The sequence below is a fragment of the Cryobacterium sp. Hb1 genome (assembly GCF_004403585.1).
GTDB classification, from domain to species: Bacteria; Actinomycetota; Actinomycetes; order Actinomycetales; family Microbacteriaceae; genus Cryobacterium; species Cryobacterium lyxosi.
In genome coordinates, this window is sequence record NZ_SOHI01000027.1 from 44,156 (window position 1) to 61,127 (window position 16,972).

Here is a 16,972-nt window from a genome sequence, read left to right on the forward strand (position 1 = left end):
ACGGGGGCCTTCCTCCCCAGAGCGAATGTGCTCGTTTCACACGGGTGCGCGGGGCACTGCGGCGAGTAACTGCGCCGAGTATGGATGCTGTGGCGCGGCAAAGACGCGCTCCGCCGGGCCGATTTCTACGATGCGCCCGTCACGCATGACCGCGATCTGATCACTGATGTGTTGCACGACACCGAGATCGTGCGAGATGAAAATGAGGCTGAGCCCGCGCTCTCGCTGCACGTCGTCAAGCAGATCGAGCACTTGGGCCTGAACGGTCACATCGAGTGAGGAGACGGGTTCATCACAGATGAGAATCTCGGGTCGACCGGCTAGCGCCCGGGCGATACCAACCCGCTGTCTCTGCCCGCCGGAGAGTTCGAGCGGGCGTCGGGGCAGCACGGTCGGCGCAAGGCCGACCTCGTCGAGCAGGCTGGTGAGTCGCGTCGTCGTGTGCGGTGCGCCGCGCTCGTGCCGCAGGTTCAGGGCGTCGGTGAGGATTTCGGCGACACTCCAGCGCGGATCGAACGAGCCGAGGGCGTCCTGATATATGGCCCCAACGGATGCCCGCAGTCCGCGCCGGGTCTTTTCGCTGGCCGCGCTCCACGGCTCGCCGAAGACGTGAACTTCACCGTGCTCTGGCGCCAGCAACGCGAGCAGCAGACGCGCTACCGTGGTTTTGCCGGAGCCGGATTCGCCGACGATGCCGAGGGTGCTGCCGTGGTGCAACGTGAACGAGACGTCGTCGACGGCGAGCTGGCTGGTGCCATCGGGGCGTCGAAAACTCTTCGACAGCCCGATGGCTTCGAGCACGACGGTGCTCTCGAGCGAAACCTCAGCGCCGAAATTGGTCGGGGTGCTGAGAGTGCCCGAGGTGCTGAGAAAGCTCGGTGTGTCGGGAAAGCTCGGTGTGTCCGGAGTGCTCGGTGTGTCCGGCCTGGCGGACGGACTCAGTCGCGTGCCGCGTGGTTTGTCGGCCGGTATCGCGGCGACCATTCGCCGGGTCTGCTCGTGCTGGGGCGAGCCCAGAACCTGTGTTGTGCGGCCGGTTTCCACGAGCTGTCCGTCGTGCATGACGGCGACCCGGTGTGCGACCCGACTCACCACGGCCAGGTCATGGCTGATCAGAAGCACGGCGGTGCCGGCACCGGTGATCTGTTCAAGCAGTGCCAGAATCTGCGCCTGCACGGTGACGTCGAGCGCCGTCGTCGGTTCGTCGGCGATCAGCAGCGGCGGGTTCAACGCAATCGCCGCCGCAATCAAAGCGCGTTGACGTTCGCCGCCGGATAGCTGCCCCGAGAGCTTGCGCACCTGCAATTCGGGTTGCGGCAGTCCGACCGCGTCGAGCAGCTCGAGCACCCGCCGTGCCCGGCCCGCAGCACCAAGAGTGGTGTGCAGCCGCAGCGAATCAGCGATCTCTCGGCCGATCGGCCTCAGCGGGTCGAGCGAGACCAGGGCATCCTGTAACACCAGGCCGACGTCCTTGCCTCGTCGGGCCTGCCATGCGCGATCGGTCAGCCCCAAAACGTTCTGCCCGCCGAGCTCGAGCCGGTCGGCACTGACCCGGGAATTCGTACCGGCCAGACCGAGCAGGCTGCGGGCGGTCACACTCTTGCCCGAGCCGGATTCGCCGACGATGGCGAGGCACTCACCCGGGGCGACGACGAAGGACACACCGCGAACGACCGGTTCGGCCGAGCCGAAACCAACCCGCAGATTGCGCACGGTCAATGCGGCAGCACTGTCACTTTCGAGTACCGGCCCATTCATACGTGCCTCATCCGCCGGTCGATGCTGCGGCCGAGTACCGTGGCGGTCACGGCGGTCAGCACGATGAACAGGCCGGGAAAGAAACTCATCCACCAGGCCGAGGTGATGTAGGTGCGCCCGGCCGACAGCATGGCGCCCCACTCTGCGGTCGGCGGTTCGGCGCCGAGCCCGAGGTAGCTCAGCGTTGCCGCCCAGACAATGGCCTGGCCGATGCCGAGGGTTGCGAGAACGAACAGGGGGGCGAGGGTGTTGGGCAGAATGTGGCGCAGCAGAATCTGCCACCGAGTGCGGCCGAGCACGGTCGCCGCCTCGACGAACGCTTGTGATCGCACGGTAATCAGCTGGGCCCTGATGATGCGCGCATACCCGGGCGCTGTCGACAGTCCAACAGCAATCGTCGCGGTGACCACGCCGGGGCCGAAGATGACAATGAACAAAAGCGCCAACAGCAACCCCGGAAAAGCGAAAAGTACCTCAAGAAACCGATTGACAGTGAAATCGATGACACGGCCCAGCATCCCAGCCAGGGTGCCCAGCACGATACCGAGCCCCAGTCCGATCGCGGTAGCGGCAGCCCCGATCACGAGTGAATACTGAGTGCCGTGCACGACTCTGGTGTAGATGTCGCGGCCCGATTCGTCGGTGCCGAACCCGTGGGCGAAGTTCGGCGGCTGGAACGCCGAGAGCGGGTCGATCGCGAGGGGGTCGCCCGGTGCCAACAACTGTGGCACCACCGCTGATGCCACCAGCAGCAGGGCGAGAACGCCGGCCGTTGCCTCGGCAACCCCGAGACGCCGCGACGGGCCGGACTGGCGGGATTGGGCCGCGAGGCCGGCCTGCACTTCGAGGTCGCTCATGTCAGACGCAATCGCGGATCAACGAGGCGACTGGCAGCATCCGTGAGCAGTGTCATCAGGATATAAGTGACCGCGACGATCATGACCACGCCGATCACCACCGGAACGTCCCGAAGGGTGACGGCATTGAGCAGGGTGCGGCCGAGGCCGGGGCGGGCGAAAATGGTCTCGACGACGACCGCGCCGCTGATCAGGGAACCGAACGCCCATCCGGAGAGGCTGATCGCTGGCAGCGAGGCGTGGCGCAGCGCGTGCACCCAGCGCACACCACGCTCGCTCTCACCGCGGGCGCGAGCCGAGAGTACGAAGGGGCTCTCCAGCGCGCCGAGGAGCGATTCGCGCATGATCTGCCCGAGAAATCCGGCCAGCGGAACGGCCAGGGTGAGAACCGGCAATACAAGCCCGGCGATGTCGCCGGTGCTGATTGGCGGCAGCACGCCGAGCCCGATGCTGAACACGACGATCAACGAGGTCGCGAGCCAGAAGTGTGGCAGCGCGGCCGCGACGATTTCAAGGCTCGACCCTACCCGGGCGGCGACTTTGCCACCGCGGGTCGACCAGGTGGCGAGGGCGAGGGCGAGCAGCCAGGCGAGGACGAGGGCGAGAACGGCCAGCAGCAGGGTGCCGCCGAGCTGGCTGAGCACGAGCGGTCCGACATCCATGTTGAGTGCATACGACCGCCCGAGGTCGCCGGTTATGAGCCGGCCCAGCTGGGCGAAATACTGCACGATCACCGGTTGGTCGAAGCCATATTCGGCGCTCACGGCAGCAAGCGCCTCCGGCGAGGCTTGCGATCCCGGGCCCCCCAGAACGGCTTGGGCAGGGTCACCCGGAATGAGGCGCACCGCAAAAAACGTAATGGTGGCTACCATCCACAGCACGAAGACCGCTCCGGCCAGTCGGGCTGCGAGTCGGGGGAGCACAAGGGCCAACATCTCGAGCGCGGCGAGGAATCGCGCGTGCGCGCTGGCGCTGTCCCGGTCGGGGAGAGCCCGGCCCGGCCCGGGGCGACCGGCCGGCGCTACCGGTTCAGCCACGCGTCGTACAGCGTGGGAACGGCCACGGTCGGCAGGGTACGCAGACCTATCACGTCGCTGCGCAGCAGAAAGTGGTTCTGCTGGTCGTACAGCGGCAGAATGTAGAAGCCCTCCAGAATGCGGTCCTGGGCATCGGAATAAAGGGACGCGCGTTCTGCGGCATCCGCCGTGGTCGCAGCAGTCGTGAGCAGCTCGTCGATCGCGGGGTCATTGACCTGGGCGAGATTGGCGAAGTAGCCGCTCGGTGCCGGCACGATGCTGTCGGAGTGGTACAGGATGCGCAGGACGTCGGGGCCGACCTTGGTGTACGGCGCGCTGACCGCGTCGTAGTCGTTACTGGCAAGGGCGGCATACCAGCTGGAAAGGTCCATTGGGCGCAGTTTTACCTCGAAACCGGTGGCCTTCGCCGTGGCCTGGATCTGCTCGAATATGCTCTGTTCGGCGGGAATGGACTGGTTGGTGCTCACCGGAAACTCCACCGTCAAGCGAACGCTGTCTTTGATGCGGTAACCGTCGGCATCAGTCTCGTCCCAGCCGGCTTCATCGAGCAGGGTGCCGGCAGCGGCCGGGTCATAGGCGAACAGGGCGGCGTTTGAGACGGCGGTCGGCTCGACGCTCGACAGTGCCGAGTACGAGCGGGTCGCCGTGCCCTGGAACAGGCTCGACACGGCGTCGTCGACGTTCGCCGACCGGATGAACGCCTCTCGAACGCGTACATCGTCGAAGGGAGCTTGACCCGAGTTCAGTTCGATGCGGTTGGAAGAGCCGGGACGCGGGGAATCGAGCTCTTCGATTGAATCACTTTGCTCGGCCTGCACGATCGTGTCGGGCTGGGCGTTGTCGATCACGTCGACCTCGCCGGACTGCAGGGCCGCGTACCGCGAAGCGGAATCGGGAATGAACCGCCAGATAACCGTGTCGAGGTAGGCGGGACCGGAATGGCTGGCATCCGCTGGCGGGGAAACGTAGTCATCGTTGCGCACCAGGGTGATGGCGTTCTGCTTCACCCAGCTCTCCACGATAAACGGGCCGGTGCCGACCGGGGCGGCGCAGTTGTCGTCCTGGCTGCGTTCGAGCGCCGCCGGCGATTCGATGGCGAGCCACGGCTGGGACAGCGATTCCAGCAGGGCACTGTCGGGTTCGCTGAGGGTGAAGCGCACGACGGTGGGGGAGACCGCCTCGGTGCCGGTGACCTTGCCGAGGGCAAGATATCCGGTGGAGGACAGCGTCGTCGGGTCTTGCAGATGAGCGATGTTGGCCTGCACCGCGCTCGCGTCGAAAGCCGTGCCGTCGGTGAAGGTCACGTCGTCGCGCAGGGTGAATTCCCAGGTCAGGCCGTCGGCGCTCGGAACCCAGGACTCGGCCAGCCAGGGGATGATCTGGCCAGTGCTGTTGCGGGAGACGAGCGACTCGAGGTATTGGGCGCTGACCAGCGCCTGGGGAAAGTTTCCGCCGACGTGCGGGTCGAGGCAGCTTGGCTCGGCGTCGCCCGAGGCGTAGGTGAGCGTGCCGCCACTTTTGGGTTCACCGACCGATTTGGTCGAACCGGCCGCGGTGCAGCCGGCTACGAGCAGCCCGAGGGCGACCAGGCCGGCGAGGGAACCAAGCGCACGAGTAGTGCGCCGTGAAGTGGTTCGCGCCGGAGTGCCAGTTGGGGCGGGGCTGTGGAAGGCGGGCCGGGTAGGCATTCACAAACTCTTTCCCCGGCATTCGCTGCCGAGTTGATAGCACGTTGAACCGGCCCCTCGTGCGAATGAACCGGCCTTTAACACTAACGCCGCCTGCGTTCCGGTAGAATCAAACGCGAATGACAGTGACCCGGCTATCACCGGGAAGTCTTCGGAAGAACGGATGCTCACCTCCGGGTGGACAGCTCAGTAGAACCGAACGAGTCGGGCCCGTCACAGCCTGTGAACAAGCGGTCGCCCGGCAATTGTGGGCGGCAAGCGAGGTGGTACCGCGGCGATTTCTACAGGATCGTTCGTCCTCGTGGAGCAGGGCCCCTGTGACCCGTCCCGGTAGGAGAAGCAATTTGTACCCCAAGAAGCGCAACGCCCCAAGTGGCAGCACCCCCCTGAACAGTGAGCCGACGCCCGGCGCGAACATCGTTCCGTCGCCGAACTTTCCCGCGCTGGAAGCCGACATACTCGCCTTCTGGAAAAGCGACGACACGTTCCAGGCCTCGATCGACCTGCGTGAAGGCGCCGAGGAATGGACCTTCTACGACGGACCGCCCTTCGCCAACGGACTGCCCCATTACGGTCACCTCCTCACTGGCTACGCCAAAGACCTGTTCCCACGGTTTCAAACCATGCGCGGCAAGCAGGTGCACCGCCGTTTCGGCTGGGACACCCACGGCCTGCCGGCCGAGCTCGAGGCCGAACGTAAGCTCGGCATCACCGACAAGAGCCAAATCGAAGAGATGGGCCTGGCCGCGTTCAACGCCGTCGCTCGCGAGTCGGTGCTCGAGTACACCAAGGACTGGGAAGAGTACGTCACTCGCCAGGCCCGCTGGGTCGACTTCGACAACGATTACAAGACCCTCGACATCACCTTCATGGAGTCGGTGATCTGGGCGTTCAAGCAGCTGCACACCAAGGGTCTCGCCTATGAGGGCTACCGGGTGCTGCCGTACTGCTGGCGCGACCAGACCCCGCTCTCCAACCACGAACTGCGCATGGACGACGACGTCTACAAGATGCGCCAGGACCAGACGGTCACCGTGACCTTTCCGCTGATCGGCGCCAAAGCCGAAGCGCTCGGCCTCACAGCGGTCCGGGCCCTGGCCTGGACCACGACCCCGTGGACGCTGCCGACGAACTTCGCGCTCGCCGTGGGCCCCACAATTGTCTACGCCGTGGTGCCGGCCGGCCCGAACGGAACGCCCGACGCCGAGGTGCTGCGCGAGGGTACCGATTCCACCGCCCTGCAAGGTTCGGTAGAAGTACTCGGCGCCGAATACCTCATCGCGATCGACCTGGTCGGCAACTACGCGAAAGACCTCGGCTACGAGAGTGCAGCGGAGGCATCCGCTGCCGTATCGCGCACCGTGCTCGGCAGCGAACTCGAGGGGGTCTCCTACGACCGCCTGTTCGACTACTACGCCGACGCATCGATCTGGGGCACCCAGAACGCGTGGCGCATCCTCGTCGCCGACTATGTCACCACGAGCGACGGCACCGGCATCGTGCACCAGGCGCCCGCCTACGGCGAGGAGGACCAGAAGATCGGTGAGGCCGCCGGCATCCCGGTCATCCTCTCCCTCGACGACGGCGGAAAGTTTCTCAGTGACGTTCCCGAGGTTGCCGGAGCGCTCTGGAGCGATGCCAACAAGCCGCTCACCGCGCTGCTCAAAGCCAACGGCCGGCTGCTGCGCCAGGCCAGCTATGAACACTCCTACCCGCACTGCTGGCGCTGCCGCAACCCCCTTATCTATAAGGCGGTGTCGAGCTGGTTCGTGCGCGTCACCGACTTTCGCCCGCGCATGGTCGAGCTCAACCAGGAAGTGAACTGGGTTCCGGAGAACGTGAAAGACGGCCAGTTCGGCAAGTGGATCGGCAACGCCCGCGACTGGTCCATCAGCCGCAATCGGTACTGGGGCTCGCCCATCCCGGTCTGGAAAAGCGACAACCCCGATTACCCCCGAACGGATGTCTACGGCTCGCTCGACGAACTGGCCGCCGACTTCGGCGTACGCCCAACCGACCTGCACCGCCCCTACATCGACGAACTCACCCGCCCGAATCCCGACGACCCCACCGGCCAGTCCACGATGCGTCGCATTACCGACGTGCTCGACGTCTGGTTCGACTCCGGCTCGATGCCGTTCGCCCAGGTGCACTACCCGTTCGAGAACAAGGACTGGTTCGAGGCGCACAACCCGGCCGACTTCATCGTCGAGTACATTGGGCAGACCCGCGGCTGGTTCTACCTGTTGCACGTGCTCTCTACTGCACTGTTCGACCGGCCCGCGTTTAAAAACGTGGTCAGCCACGGCATCGTGCTCGGCAACGACGGCCAGAAGATGAGCAAGTCGCTGCGCAATTACCCCGACGTCAATGAGGTCTTCGACCGCGACGGCGCCGATGCCATGCGCTGGTTCCTGATGAGCTCGCCGGTGCTGCGCGGCGGCAACCTCGTCGTCACCGAGGAGGGCATTCGCGAGGCTGCCCGCCAGGTCATGCTGCCTTTGTGGAGCACCTGGTACTTCTTTTCGCTCTACGCCAACGCCTCAGGAACCGACGGTGCCACCGGCTCCGACGCACGGGGCTATGAAGGACAGTGGCGCACCGACTCCACCGACGTTCTCGACCGCTACCTGCTCGCCAAGACCCGCGACCTGATTGTTGGTGTCACGACCGATCTCGAAGCGCTCGACAGTACGGTCGCGGCTGCTCGCCTGCGCGACTTCGCCGACGTTCTCACCAACTGGTACGTGCGCCGGTCACGCGACCGATTCTGGGGTGGAGCGGCCGAAGGTGCTACCGCCCACGAAGCCTTCGACACCCTCTACACCGTTCTCGAAACCGTCTGCCGGGTCACCGCGCCGCTGCTGCCGCTGGTCACCGAGCGCATCTGGCAGGGCCTGACCGGCGGTCGCAGCGTGCACCTCGAGGACTGGCCGGACGCCACCCTGTTCCCCGCCGACGAGAACCTGGTCGGCGCGATGGACCAGGTGCGCCTGATCAGCAGCACCGTGTTATCGCTTCGCAAGCAGGCCGGCCTGCGCGTGCGCCTGCCGTTGACCAACCTCACCGTCGTCACCGGCAATACCGCCGCACTTTCGGCGTTCGTCGGAATCCTCCGCGATGAGCTCAACGTGAAAATGGTCACACTGATCGAGCTCGAAGATGACAGTGCCGCCGCCTACGGTGTCACGAGCAAGCTCGTCGTCAACGCCCGGGCTGCAGGTCCTCGCCTCGGTAAGCAGGTGCAGCACGTTATCAAGGCCGCGCGTGCCGGTGACTGGAGCGAGTCCGACGGCGTCGTCACGGCCGGTGGCATCGCGCTCGAAGCGAGCGAATTCGAGTTGACCCTCGAAGCGAACAACGTCGGTACTGACGGCGGTACGGCCTTGGCGTTGTTGCCCGGCGGCGGTTTTGCGCTTCTCGCGACGAACACCACGCCCGAACTTGAGGCTGAGGGTTTCGCCCGCGACCTGATTCGCGCCGTGCAGGACACCCGCAAGGCGGCCGGTTTTTCGGTGAGCGACCGCATCCGTCTCGATCTGGTCTTTCAGAGCGAAACGGATGCCGAATCCTTCGACCTCGCCCTCGGGGTCGATGTGGCGGCCGAGACACTCGCCACGACTTTCACCACTCATCGTCTGTCAACCGGGGAAATTCTTGCGGAGTTGCCGTCGGAGTGGCTCGAGGCTCGCGTCGGCGCTCCCGTCGAACACTACGTTCGGTTTGAAGCACACCACTATGTCAACCAGGGCGCCGTCCTCGTGGCCGTCGCGCGCGTGAACGGAGCCATCCTTGTCTGAGAACGACACCCCCACCGACGACACCCCCACCGACGGCGCACCCGCCGACGGCGCACCCGCCGACGACAGCACTGACTGGAAGAACATCACCGGGCGCGGCGACGACGAGGAGCCGATGAACCAGCCGGCTCCGCTTGACGCTTTTCGCGAAGCAGGCGACGCTGTTTTCGCTGAATTATTGCAGCGGGTGGGGGAATCGCAGCCGCAGCCGCGCCTGGCCCCGACCCGGCGCGCCCTCGATTTTCTCGGCGACCCGCAGGGGTCGTACCCGATCATCCACGTGGCCGGCACGAACGGCAAGACCAGCACGAGCCGCTTGGTCGAGAGCATTGTTCGGGCCTACGGGCTGCGCACTGGTCTGCTCACCAGCCCGCACCTGGTGCGGCTGAACGAGCGCATCGTCATTGACGGCGAGCCGATCAGCGACCAGATCCTCGCCGCTAACTGGGCCGACATCCAGCCCTACCTGCAGCTCGTCGACGCCGAACTCGATGCCGCCGGTGAAGTGCCGCTGACCTTCTTCGAGGCGCTCACCGTGCTCGCGTACGCCTGCTTCGCTGACGCGCCGGTGGACGTGGCCGTGATCGAGGTCGGGATGGGCGGCGAGTGGGACTCCACCAACGTCGCCGACGGGCAGGTCGCGGTGTTCACGCCCATCGCGCTGGACCACACCCTGCGACTCGGCACGACCGTCGCCGAGATCGCCCGCACCAAGAGCGGCATCATCAAGCCGGCAGCCGCCGTTGTCTCCGCAGCGCAGAGCGCCGACGTGCAGGCCGAACTCAACCGTGCCGCCGAGCTGAGCGAGGCGACACTCGCGCGTGAGAACGAGGGCTTCGAACTGATTTCCAGTACCGTCGCTGTCGGCGGGCAGGTCATCTCGGTTCGGGGTCTCGCCGGCACCTATACGGACCTGTTCCTGCCGCTGTACGGCACCCATCAGGCCCACAATGCGGCGCTGGCCATCGCAGCCGTCGAGTCGTTCCTCGGCGCGGGCAGCCAGGCACTGGTCGGCGACCTGCTCGCCGAAGGGCTCGGCACGGCGACTTCGCCCGGTCGCTTGCAGCTCGTCGGCATCGAACCGACCGTGCTCGTAGACGCCGCGCACAACCCGCACGGCGCCGCCGCTCTCGCCGCCGCCCTCGAGGACTACTTCGACTTCGATGAAATCGCCGTGGTTGTCGGGATTCTCGCCGACAAGGACGCCCAAGGGATCATTGCCGCCCTCGCTCCCCAGGTCGACCGGTTCTACGTCACGGAGCCGCACTCCGAGCGCGCCGCGCGCATGGACGACCTCGCTGACAACATCGCCGCGTGGACGAGCGATGAGGTCACGTTTCGCTTCGACGACCTGGCCGGCGCGCTGGAGAGCGCGCGGGAGTGGGCCGCCGAGGCCCCCAAGCGTGCCGTGCTCGTCACCGGGTCGATCGTGCTCGTCGGCGAAGCGATCACCCTGGCGGTCGCCGGCGAATGGATGGAGAAATGAGCTCCGTGGGCGCCGACGATGCAGACGCTGACTCGGGTGCAGGTCGGTTTCGCCGGTCGCCCGGCCCGCGCTCGGTAAAACGCACGCTCGCTACCATCGTGCTCGGCTTCGAAACCATCGTCGTATTTCTCGGTGCGGTGGTCACCCTCGGGCTGGTATCGGTGGCGACCGAGCCGGGTCCGGTCTCACCGCTGACTGTCATCATTGGCGGTGTGCTGCTGTGCCTGGCCATGGTCGTCCTGATCGCACTGCTCCGTTTTCGCTGGTCCTACCCGATCGGCTGGCTGTTGCAGGCGGTCATCATCGCTACCGGGTTCATCACCCCGGCCATGTTTTTTGTTGGCGCACTCTTTGCTGCCATGTGGACGTACTGCATGGTCACCGGCTCACGAATAGATCATCAGAAGGAGATTGAATGAACACCACGGTCGAAGAAACCCTCGTTTTGGTCAAACCCGACGGCGTTGCCCGCAACCTGACCGGCGAGATCCTGCGTCGCATCGAGGCCAAGGGATACTCCCTGGTTGACGTGAAGCTGGTTGAGCCTGACCGCTCGCTTCTCGCGGCACACTATGCCGAGCACGAGGGCAAACCATTCTTCGAGCCCCTCGTCGAATTTATGGAAAGTGGGCCCATCGTGGCGTTCCGCGTCGCAGGCAACCGGGTCATCGAGGGGTTTCGCGCCCTGGCCGGCACGACCGATCCCACGAGCGCCGCGCCCGGCACGATCCGCGGTGACCTCGGCCGTGACTGGGGCTCCAAAGTCCAGCAGAACCTCGTGCACGGCTCGGACTCGCCCGAGTCGGCCGCGCGTGAGCTCGCGCTCTGGTTCGACTGACCGAACAGCATCCGGTAGGCCAGGAGTGGCCCGTCTCATCAGTGAGGCGGGCCACTTCTGTCTGCACCAGTGCGTCACAGCCGATTCAACACGTCCATGTTGACCTGCGCGACGATGAAGAACACGATGTAGCAGACGATGGTTATGACGAATATCCAGGAATACGCGGCGTCGGCCACGCGGCGAACGGATGCCCTACCGGGCAGATTGCCCACCGTGAAGTTATACAGCGTCACAGCCAAAAAGGCCGGAATGGTCACCGCCCAGGTCACCATGCACCACGGACACAGTACGTCAAGCACGAAAATACTCTGGGCGATCAGCCAGATCACGAAAATAATCGCGGCGAGCATACCAACGTTCAGTCCGATCCAGAACCAGCGGGCAAATTTGGCCCCGGCCAGAATGGCGACGCCGATCGTGATAACCACGCTCCAGGCGATGAGCCCGATCAGCGGGTTCGGAAAGCCGAGCACTGCGCCCTGGGGCGAGGCGAGGTTGGTCGCGCATCCGATGAGAACACTGAAGCTGCAACTCAATTGAGCGTTCGGATCCTCCAGCAGGTGGATCTTGTCGAGTGTGAGGGCGAATGCCGCTGCGAGTGCGATTAATCCGGCGATGATCAGGAAAATAGCCAGGCCGGTTGGACGCTGAGAACGCTCTGTCTGAGGCACGCTTGCGATTATGCCACGCGTGCTGCGTGGGTTTGTGCGATTACATGCGATAATCACTGGTAGTCGTTGAGCCGCGCTCAAGCAGACGCCAAAGAAGCTTGCCTGGGCAATAGTCGCCCAGAATTAGGGTCCCACGATCCGAAGTATTTGCAGCCAGAGCACAGTCCCCGATCAGCAACAGGGGGCAACGCCGGTTGCCGAAGTAAAAAAAGTTCGCGGAATCGTCACGAAGGTGACAATCCCGCACGAGAGAGTAACCGGTGGATGGCGCGGTCATCCACAGCGGTCAAGGAGCGCACCAGTGATGGTGGAAGACAACGAAAACAAGAAACGCAAGAGCCTGTTCGGCCCTCGCAAATCAACTCGGAAGGCGCCGGTCACCCGTTCGACAGAACCAGCGATCGAGGCCCCGGCAGCGTCATTCACCGCTGAGCCTGCAACCGCTGAACCTGTACCCGCCAAGACAACCATCGCGGAGTACAACAACGTCACCGGAGCGCAGCAGATGACCGGTGCTACGTCGGCAAACGATACGGCGAGCGACGGACCAGTCGCGCAGGCAGCGGCACCCGCACGCCCGTCGTTGTCCCTGTTGTTCCAGGCACCGGAAATTCTGCCGATGATGGCACGCACGGGTATCCGCTCGGCGCAGGAGTCGCACCAGCAAGAGCGCGATCTGGATGACGACGAGGAAGAAGAGGCGACGACGGTTCGTCGTCGAGCCCGTCGGCGCACCGGCGATGAGAACAGATCAGGCACCGACGACCCCGCCAACACGGTGGTCAAGGTGCGCGCCCCGCGCGAACCCGAACTCATCACCGAACCTCAGCGGATCAAGGGATCGACCCGGCTCGAAGCAAAGAAGCAGCGTCGCCGCGACGGCCGTGACGCCGGTCGTCGCCGCCCGGTTATCACGGAGGCAGAGTTCCTCGCCCGTCGTGAGTCCGTCGACCGCCTCATGGTCGTGCGCGCCAAGCATAATAAAATCCAGATCGGTGTGCTTGAAGACGGCGTGCTGGTCGAGCACTACGTCGCCAAGAACCAGGACGCCTCCCTCATCGGCAACGTCTACCTCGGGCGCGTGCAGAACGTGCTCCCAAGCATGGAAGCCGCCTTCGTCGACATCGGGCGTGGTCGCAACGCTGTGCTCTACTCCGGTGAAGTTGACTGGGATGCTGCCGCCGAGAACTCCGGCAGCAACAATCAGGCCCGCCGCATCGAGCTCGCGCTCAAGCCCGGCGACCAGGTGCTCGTGCAGGTCACTAAAGACCCGATCGGGCACAAGGGCGCCCGCCTCACCAGCCAGGTCTCCCTGCCTGGCCGCTACCTGGTCTATGTACCCAACGGTTCGATGAACGGCATCAGCCGCAAGCTTCCCGACACCGAACGCGCCCGCCTGAAGAAGATTCTCAAAGAGGTACTCCCCGACAACGTTGGCGTGATCGTACGCACCGCTGCTGAGGGCGCAACCGATGAGCAGCTCACCGTCGATGTCAACCGGCTTCGTGAGCAGTGGGCGAACATCGCTGAGCAGGTCGAGTCCGCGCAGGCGCCCGCCGAGCTGCACAGCGAGCCCGACCTGCTGATCAAAATCGTGCGGGACGTCTTCAACGAAGACTTCCAGCGCATGGTCGTGGCCGGCCCCGACGTGCGGTCCACGATTGAGACGTACCTCAGCCAGGTCGCTCCCGATCTGCTCGAGCGCGTTGAAACCTACGAGGGCGAGATTGATTCCTTCGATGCGTTCCGCATCTCGGAGCAGATCGAAAAGGCCCTCGACCGCAAGGTCTGGTTGCCGTCCGGCGGATCCCTTGTGATCGACCGCACCGAGGCCATGACCGTCGTCGACGTCAACACCGGCAAGTTTGTCGGCAGTGGGGGAAACCTCGAAGAGACCGTCACCAAGAACAACCTCGAAGCGGCTGAAGAGATCGTGCGCCAACTGCGCCTGCGCGATATCGGGGGCATTATCGTGGTCGACTTCATCGACATGGTGCTCGAGTCCAACCGCGACCTCGTGTCGCGCCGGCTGATCGAATGCCTCAGTCGAGATCGCACCAAGCACCAGGTGGCCGAGGTCACCTCGCTCGGGCTCGTTCAGATGACGCGCAAAAAGCTCGGCCTCGGACTGTTGGAATCGTTCAGCGAAGACTGTGAGTCCTGCGCCGGCCGCGGCATCATCGTGCACCACGACCCGGTCACCAAACACCGCCAGACCGCGCAGCCGCCGCAGGAACGCCGTCCGCGCGCCAAGGGCAGCAGCAATGCGGCGGGCACCAACGGTGGAGGAAACAACGGTTCGGGAAACGGCCGCGACAATTCGGGCCAGCGCGACGGTTTCAACCGTGACGCGCATTCCGGCAGCAGCGCCGGGTTCGACGCGCCGAAAAGCGGGCAGGGCACCCACGGCATCACGGAGGACGCCAAGCAGGCCCTCGCGCTGATCGCCGCTCGTACCATCACCCGCACCGGCTCCATCGCGATCATCCCAGCTTCGGATACGCGGGCAGCGGATGCTGATGCTGGTGCAGCGAAGGTCGCACCGGCCAGCACCGGTGCTGCCAGCACCGAGGCTGCCAGTATCGAGCTGGCTGGCACCGAGTTGGCTGGCATTGTGCAGGCGAGCACGGAACTGACCAGCACCGAGCTGGCTGGCGCTGGACCCGCCAGCACCGAAGCGGTCGAACCGACGACCGCCGAGCGTTCACGAGGCCGTCAGTCTCGTTCGCGCGGTCAGGGCGGGCGCGGCCAGCAGTCGCGGTCCGAACAAGCTCGTGCCCGTCAGGCCAGCACGGAGCAGGCCGGCACGGAGCAGGCCGGCACGGAGCCGGCTGCAACGGAACAGACGGGCGCCGAGCCGGGGAACATCGGTCAGACCAACACGGAACAGACCGATGCAGCCGTATTGGCTACGCCGGTCACCGAGCCACTCGTCGGCACCGTCGCCATGGCAGGGGCGCCCCGCACCCGCGGTGGTCGCAGCGCCCTGCCGGCTGGGGCGCCGGCCGTGCAGTCGCCCGTCGCCGTGCAGTCGCTCGTCGCCGATATATCGGAGTCCGTCGATATCCTCGACATTCCGGTGAAGAAGGCGACGCGTACCGCGCGGCGCCCCAGCAAGCAGGTCACTGACCAGCTGCTGGACTCGGTGTTGGATTCGCTGCCCGAGCCGAAACTTCCCGGTCAGGGACGCGCGCGCAGCCGCCGCGTCACGACCGCCGGAGGTTCTGGTGGGCAAGCCATTCTGAGCAAGACGGGTACGGCGACGTCTGCGTCGGCACCGAGCCAGTTGCCGCCGGGTGACTAGGCCGCGGCGCCAGGTCAGGCGATAACGCAATCGGTGCGCAGGTCTCCTGCGGCGATGCCCTGTCGGCCTTGCCCCAGGGGACTTGTTCACCATCGTCACTCCGCAGCGGGCGGCCGGCTGGGGCTGCCACATCCTCGTGGCACGCCCGCCGGTTCGATGCGGGCCTGAGCGCGGCGAGCGACCCGGTCGCGTTCACCCCGGTCGAAATTCTGCCGGTGGATCAGGCGAACGATGCTCTGCCTTCTGAACAGGTTGCCGATCGTTGAACCGTGACACCAAACTTTTTCGGCGGTTCCCGGTCAACGCCGAGGCGGCGAGTACGACGATCGTGGTCGTGAACCTGCGGCCGGTTCGCGGCGCCGCGGCGTGCTCGGGTTCGACGCTACGTGAGAGTACGGGGGAAGCAGTTTGCTATCCGAGACGCCGTTCTCGAGCCGTCACACGCAGCCCGCTGGAGCGTAACCGCACGATCATCTCGCGAAAGCTCACCGGGAGTGCCCCGGCGGCGACCAGGTCGGCGTAGCGAGCCTCAGGGACGTCGTAGTGGTCACGGTCGAAACCACGTCGCGGAACGCCGGCTGCGGCCGCGAAAGCGTGCAATTCGTCAAGGTTCGCGTCACTCACGAGGTGTGCCCACACTGTTCCGTGCGCCGGCCAGCTAGGCTGGTCGATAAGTATTGCCATGATCGAAGTCTATGAGCCGCACTGGTTCAGACACCGTGGTTCAGACACGCCGCGCCATTGGTTTGACCACGGGTAGCGGATCAGGTAAAGTCAACCCTTGGTGTGCGTTAGGCAATATCAACGCAAACACCATGATTTTCTGAGTGCTCTGGGCCAACCGGCCCGGCCATGCAGCAAATTTCCAGATTCGGAGTCTTTTGGGGCTCCCCAACGATTGGTACGTAAAGTGGTTTACGCAGTTGTGCGCGCCGGAGGGCGGCAGGAGAAGGTAGAGGTCGGTACCATCGTGACGATGGACCGAATCAAGGCTGACAAGGACGGCAACGTCGAGCTGGCCGCCGTGCTTCTCGTCGACGGCGACAAGATCACCTCTGACTCTACGTCGCTGGCCAAGATCAAGGTCACAGCCGAGGTTTTGAACAACCTTCGCGGTCCGAAGATCGTCATCCAGAAGTTCAAGAACAAGACCGGGTACAAGAAGCGTCAGGGGCACCGTCAGGAGCTCACTCGCGTTCAGGTTACCGGCATCGCCTAGGCCTGAGGAGATAGACAGATGGCACACAAAAAAGGTGCGAGTTCCACTCGCAACGGTCGCGACTCGAACGCCCAGCGCCTCGGCGTAAAGCGTTTCGGAGGTCAGGTTGTCGGCGCGGGCGAGATCATCGTTCGTCAGCGCGGCACGCACTTCCACCCCGGCATCAACGTCGGTCGTGGCGGAGACGACACGCTCTTCGCCCTCGAGGCCGGCTCCGTGCAGTTCGGCGCCAAGGGTGGCCGCAAGGTCATCAACATTGTGGTCGCAGCCGCGTAGGTTTCCACAGCACAGTAATTTTTAGCACAGCGTCA

At 64.9% G+C, this 16,972-nt stretch carries 13 protein-coding genes; 7 read left to right on the forward strand and 6 right to left on the reverse strand.

Going from position 1 to position 16,972, the window contains the following annotated elements; genetic code table 11:
- Positions 1-36: 36 nt before the first annotated feature.
- The 4 genes from E3T38_RS09620 to E3T38_RS09635 all read right to left on the reverse strand — a co-directional run bounded on the left by E3T38_RS09620 (position 37) and on the right by E3T38_RS09635 (position 5,340).
- On the reverse strand, positions 37-1,758 hold the full coding sequence (locus E3T38_RS09620; RefSeq protein ID WP_134548041.1) for an ABC transporter ATP-binding protein: 1,722 nt from the start codon (positions 1,756-1,758) through the stop codon (positions 37-39).
- Positions 1,755-2,615: an ABC transporter permease gene (locus E3T38_RS09625; RefSeq protein ID WP_104199101.1), complete on the reverse strand. Its 861-nt coding sequence runs from the start codon at positions 2,613-2,615 to the stop codon at positions 1,755-1,757. The genes E3T38_RS09620 and E3T38_RS09625 overlap by 4 nt, the downstream gene beginning before the upstream one ends.
- On the reverse strand, positions 2,612-3,550 hold the full coding sequence (locus E3T38_RS09630; protein WP_134548259.1) for an ABC transporter permease: 939 nt from the start codon (positions 3,548-3,550) through the stop codon (positions 2,612-2,614). The genes E3T38_RS09625 and E3T38_RS09630 overlap by 4 nt, the downstream gene beginning before the upstream one ends.
- Before the next feature lie 86 nt (positions 3,551-3,636).
- Positions 3,637-5,340, reverse strand: a complete 1,704-nt coding sequence (locus E3T38_RS09635) for an ABC transporter substrate-binding protein (RefSeq protein ID WP_134548042.1) — start codon at positions 5,338-5,340, stop codon at positions 3,637-3,639.
- 344 nt (positions 5,341-5,684) lie between these two features.
- On the opposite strand from E3T38_RS09635, the gene ileS reads away from it, so the two are divergent.
- The 4 genes from ileS (at position 5,685) to ndk (ending at position 11,464) form a co-directional block, all read left to right on the forward strand.
- Complete coding sequence (ileS, locus tag E3T38_RS09640) at positions 5,685-9,140, forward strand: isoleucine--tRNA ligase (protein WP_370449018.1); 3,456 nt, start codon at positions 5,685-5,687, stop codon at positions 9,138-9,140.
- 115 nt (positions 9,141-9,255) lie between these two features.
- Positions 9,256-10,626: a folylpolyglutamate synthase/dihydrofolate synthase family protein gene (locus tag E3T38_RS09645; protein WP_134548260.1), complete on the forward strand. Its 1,371-nt coding sequence runs from the start codon at positions 9,256-9,258 to the stop codon at positions 10,624-10,626.
- Positions 10,623-11,045, forward strand: coding sequence for a DUF4233 domain-containing protein (locus E3T38_RS09650; RefSeq protein ID WP_241984406.1), 423 nt, complete (start codon positions 10,623-10,625; stop codon positions 11,043-11,045). Before E3T38_RS09645 ends, E3T38_RS09650 begins: the two co-directional genes overlap by 4 nt.
- Positions 11,042-11,464: a nucleoside-diphosphate kinase gene (gene ndk / locus E3T38_RS09655; RefSeq protein ID WP_134548045.1), complete on the forward strand. Its 423-nt coding sequence runs from the start codon at positions 11,042-11,044 to the stop codon at positions 11,462-11,464. The genes E3T38_RS09650 and ndk overlap by 4 nt, the downstream gene beginning before the upstream one ends.
- A gap of 74 nt (positions 11,465-11,538) precedes the next feature.
- Here the strand turns inward: ndk and E3T38_RS09660 are convergent, their stop codons facing one another.
- Positions 11,539-12,138, reverse strand: a complete 600-nt coding sequence (locus E3T38_RS09660) for a vitamin K epoxide reductase family protein (protein ID WP_166805491.1) — start codon at positions 12,136-12,138, stop codon at positions 11,539-11,541.
- A 307-nt stretch (positions 12,139-12,445) separates the two neighbouring features.
- Here E3T38_RS09660 and E3T38_RS09665 point away from each other — a divergent pair, with 307 nt between their 5' ends.
- Positions 12,446-15,442 (forward strand): Rne/Rng family ribonuclease, encoded by a 2,997-nt coding sequence (locus tag E3T38_RS09665; protein ID WP_370449021.1) that lies wholly within the window; start codon positions 12,446-12,448, stop codon positions 15,440-15,442.
- Between the two features lie 411 nt (positions 15,443-15,853).
- On the opposite strand, the gene E3T38_RS09670 is transcribed toward E3T38_RS09665, so the two are convergent.
- Positions 15,854-16,126: a DUF4031 domain-containing protein gene (locus E3T38_RS09670; protein WP_104197847.1), complete on the reverse strand. Its 273-nt coding sequence runs from the start codon at positions 16,124-16,126 to the stop codon at positions 15,854-15,856.
- Positions 16,127-16,352: 226 nt separating this feature from the next.
- Here E3T38_RS09670 and rplU point away from each other — a divergent pair, with 226 nt between their 5' ends.
- Both rplU and rpmA read left to right on the forward strand, forming a co-directional pair.
- Positions 16,353-16,661, forward strand: coding sequence for a 50S ribosomal protein L21 (gene rplU, locus E3T38_RS09675; RefSeq protein ID WP_104081810.1), 309 nt, complete (start codon positions 16,353-16,355; stop codon positions 16,659-16,661).
- Between the two features lie 18 nt (positions 16,662-16,679).
- A complete protein-coding gene (rpmA, locus tag E3T38_RS09680) occupies positions 16,680-16,937 on the forward strand; it encodes a 50S ribosomal protein L27 (RefSeq protein ID WP_104128962.1) in 258 nt (85 codons plus the stop codon).
- The last annotated feature ends 35 nt before the right edge of the window (positions 16,938-16,972 follow it).

Coding starts and splice junctions, on each gene's coding strand:
- E3T38_RS09620 (WP_134548041.1), bottom strand. CDS start 1,758: ATGAATGGGCCGGTACTCGAAAGTGACAGTGCTGCCGCATTGACCGTG.
- E3T38_RS09625 (WP_104199101.1), bottom strand. CDS start 2,615: ATGAGCGACCTCGAAGTGCAGGCCGGCCTCGCGGCCCAATCCCGCCAG.
- E3T38_RS09630 (WP_134548259.1), bottom strand. CDS start 3,550: ATGTTGGCCCTTGTGCTCCCCCGACTCGCAGCCCGACTGGCCGGAGCG.
- E3T38_RS09635 (WP_134548042.1), bottom strand. CDS start 5,340: ATGCCTACCCGGCCCGCCTTCCACAGCCCCGCCCCAACTGGCACTCCG.
- E3T38_RS09645 (WP_134548260.1), top strand. CDS start 9,256: ATGAACCAGCCGGCTCCGCTTGACGCTTTTCGCGAAGCAGGCGACGCT.
- E3T38_RS09650 (WP_241984406.1), top strand. CDS start 10,623: ATGAGCTCCGTGGGCGCCGACGATGCAGACGCTGACTCGGGTGCAGGT.
- ndk (WP_134548045.1), top strand. CDS start 11,042: ATGAACACCACGGTCGAAGAAACCCTCGTTTTGGTCAAACCCGACGGC.
- E3T38_RS09670 (WP_104197847.1), bottom strand. CDS start 16,126: ATGGCAATACTTATCGACCAGCCTAGCTGGCCGGCGCACGGAACAGTG.
- rpmA (WP_104128962.1), top strand. CDS start 16,680: ATGGCACACAAAAAAGGTGCGAGTTCCACTCGCAACGGTCGCGACTCG.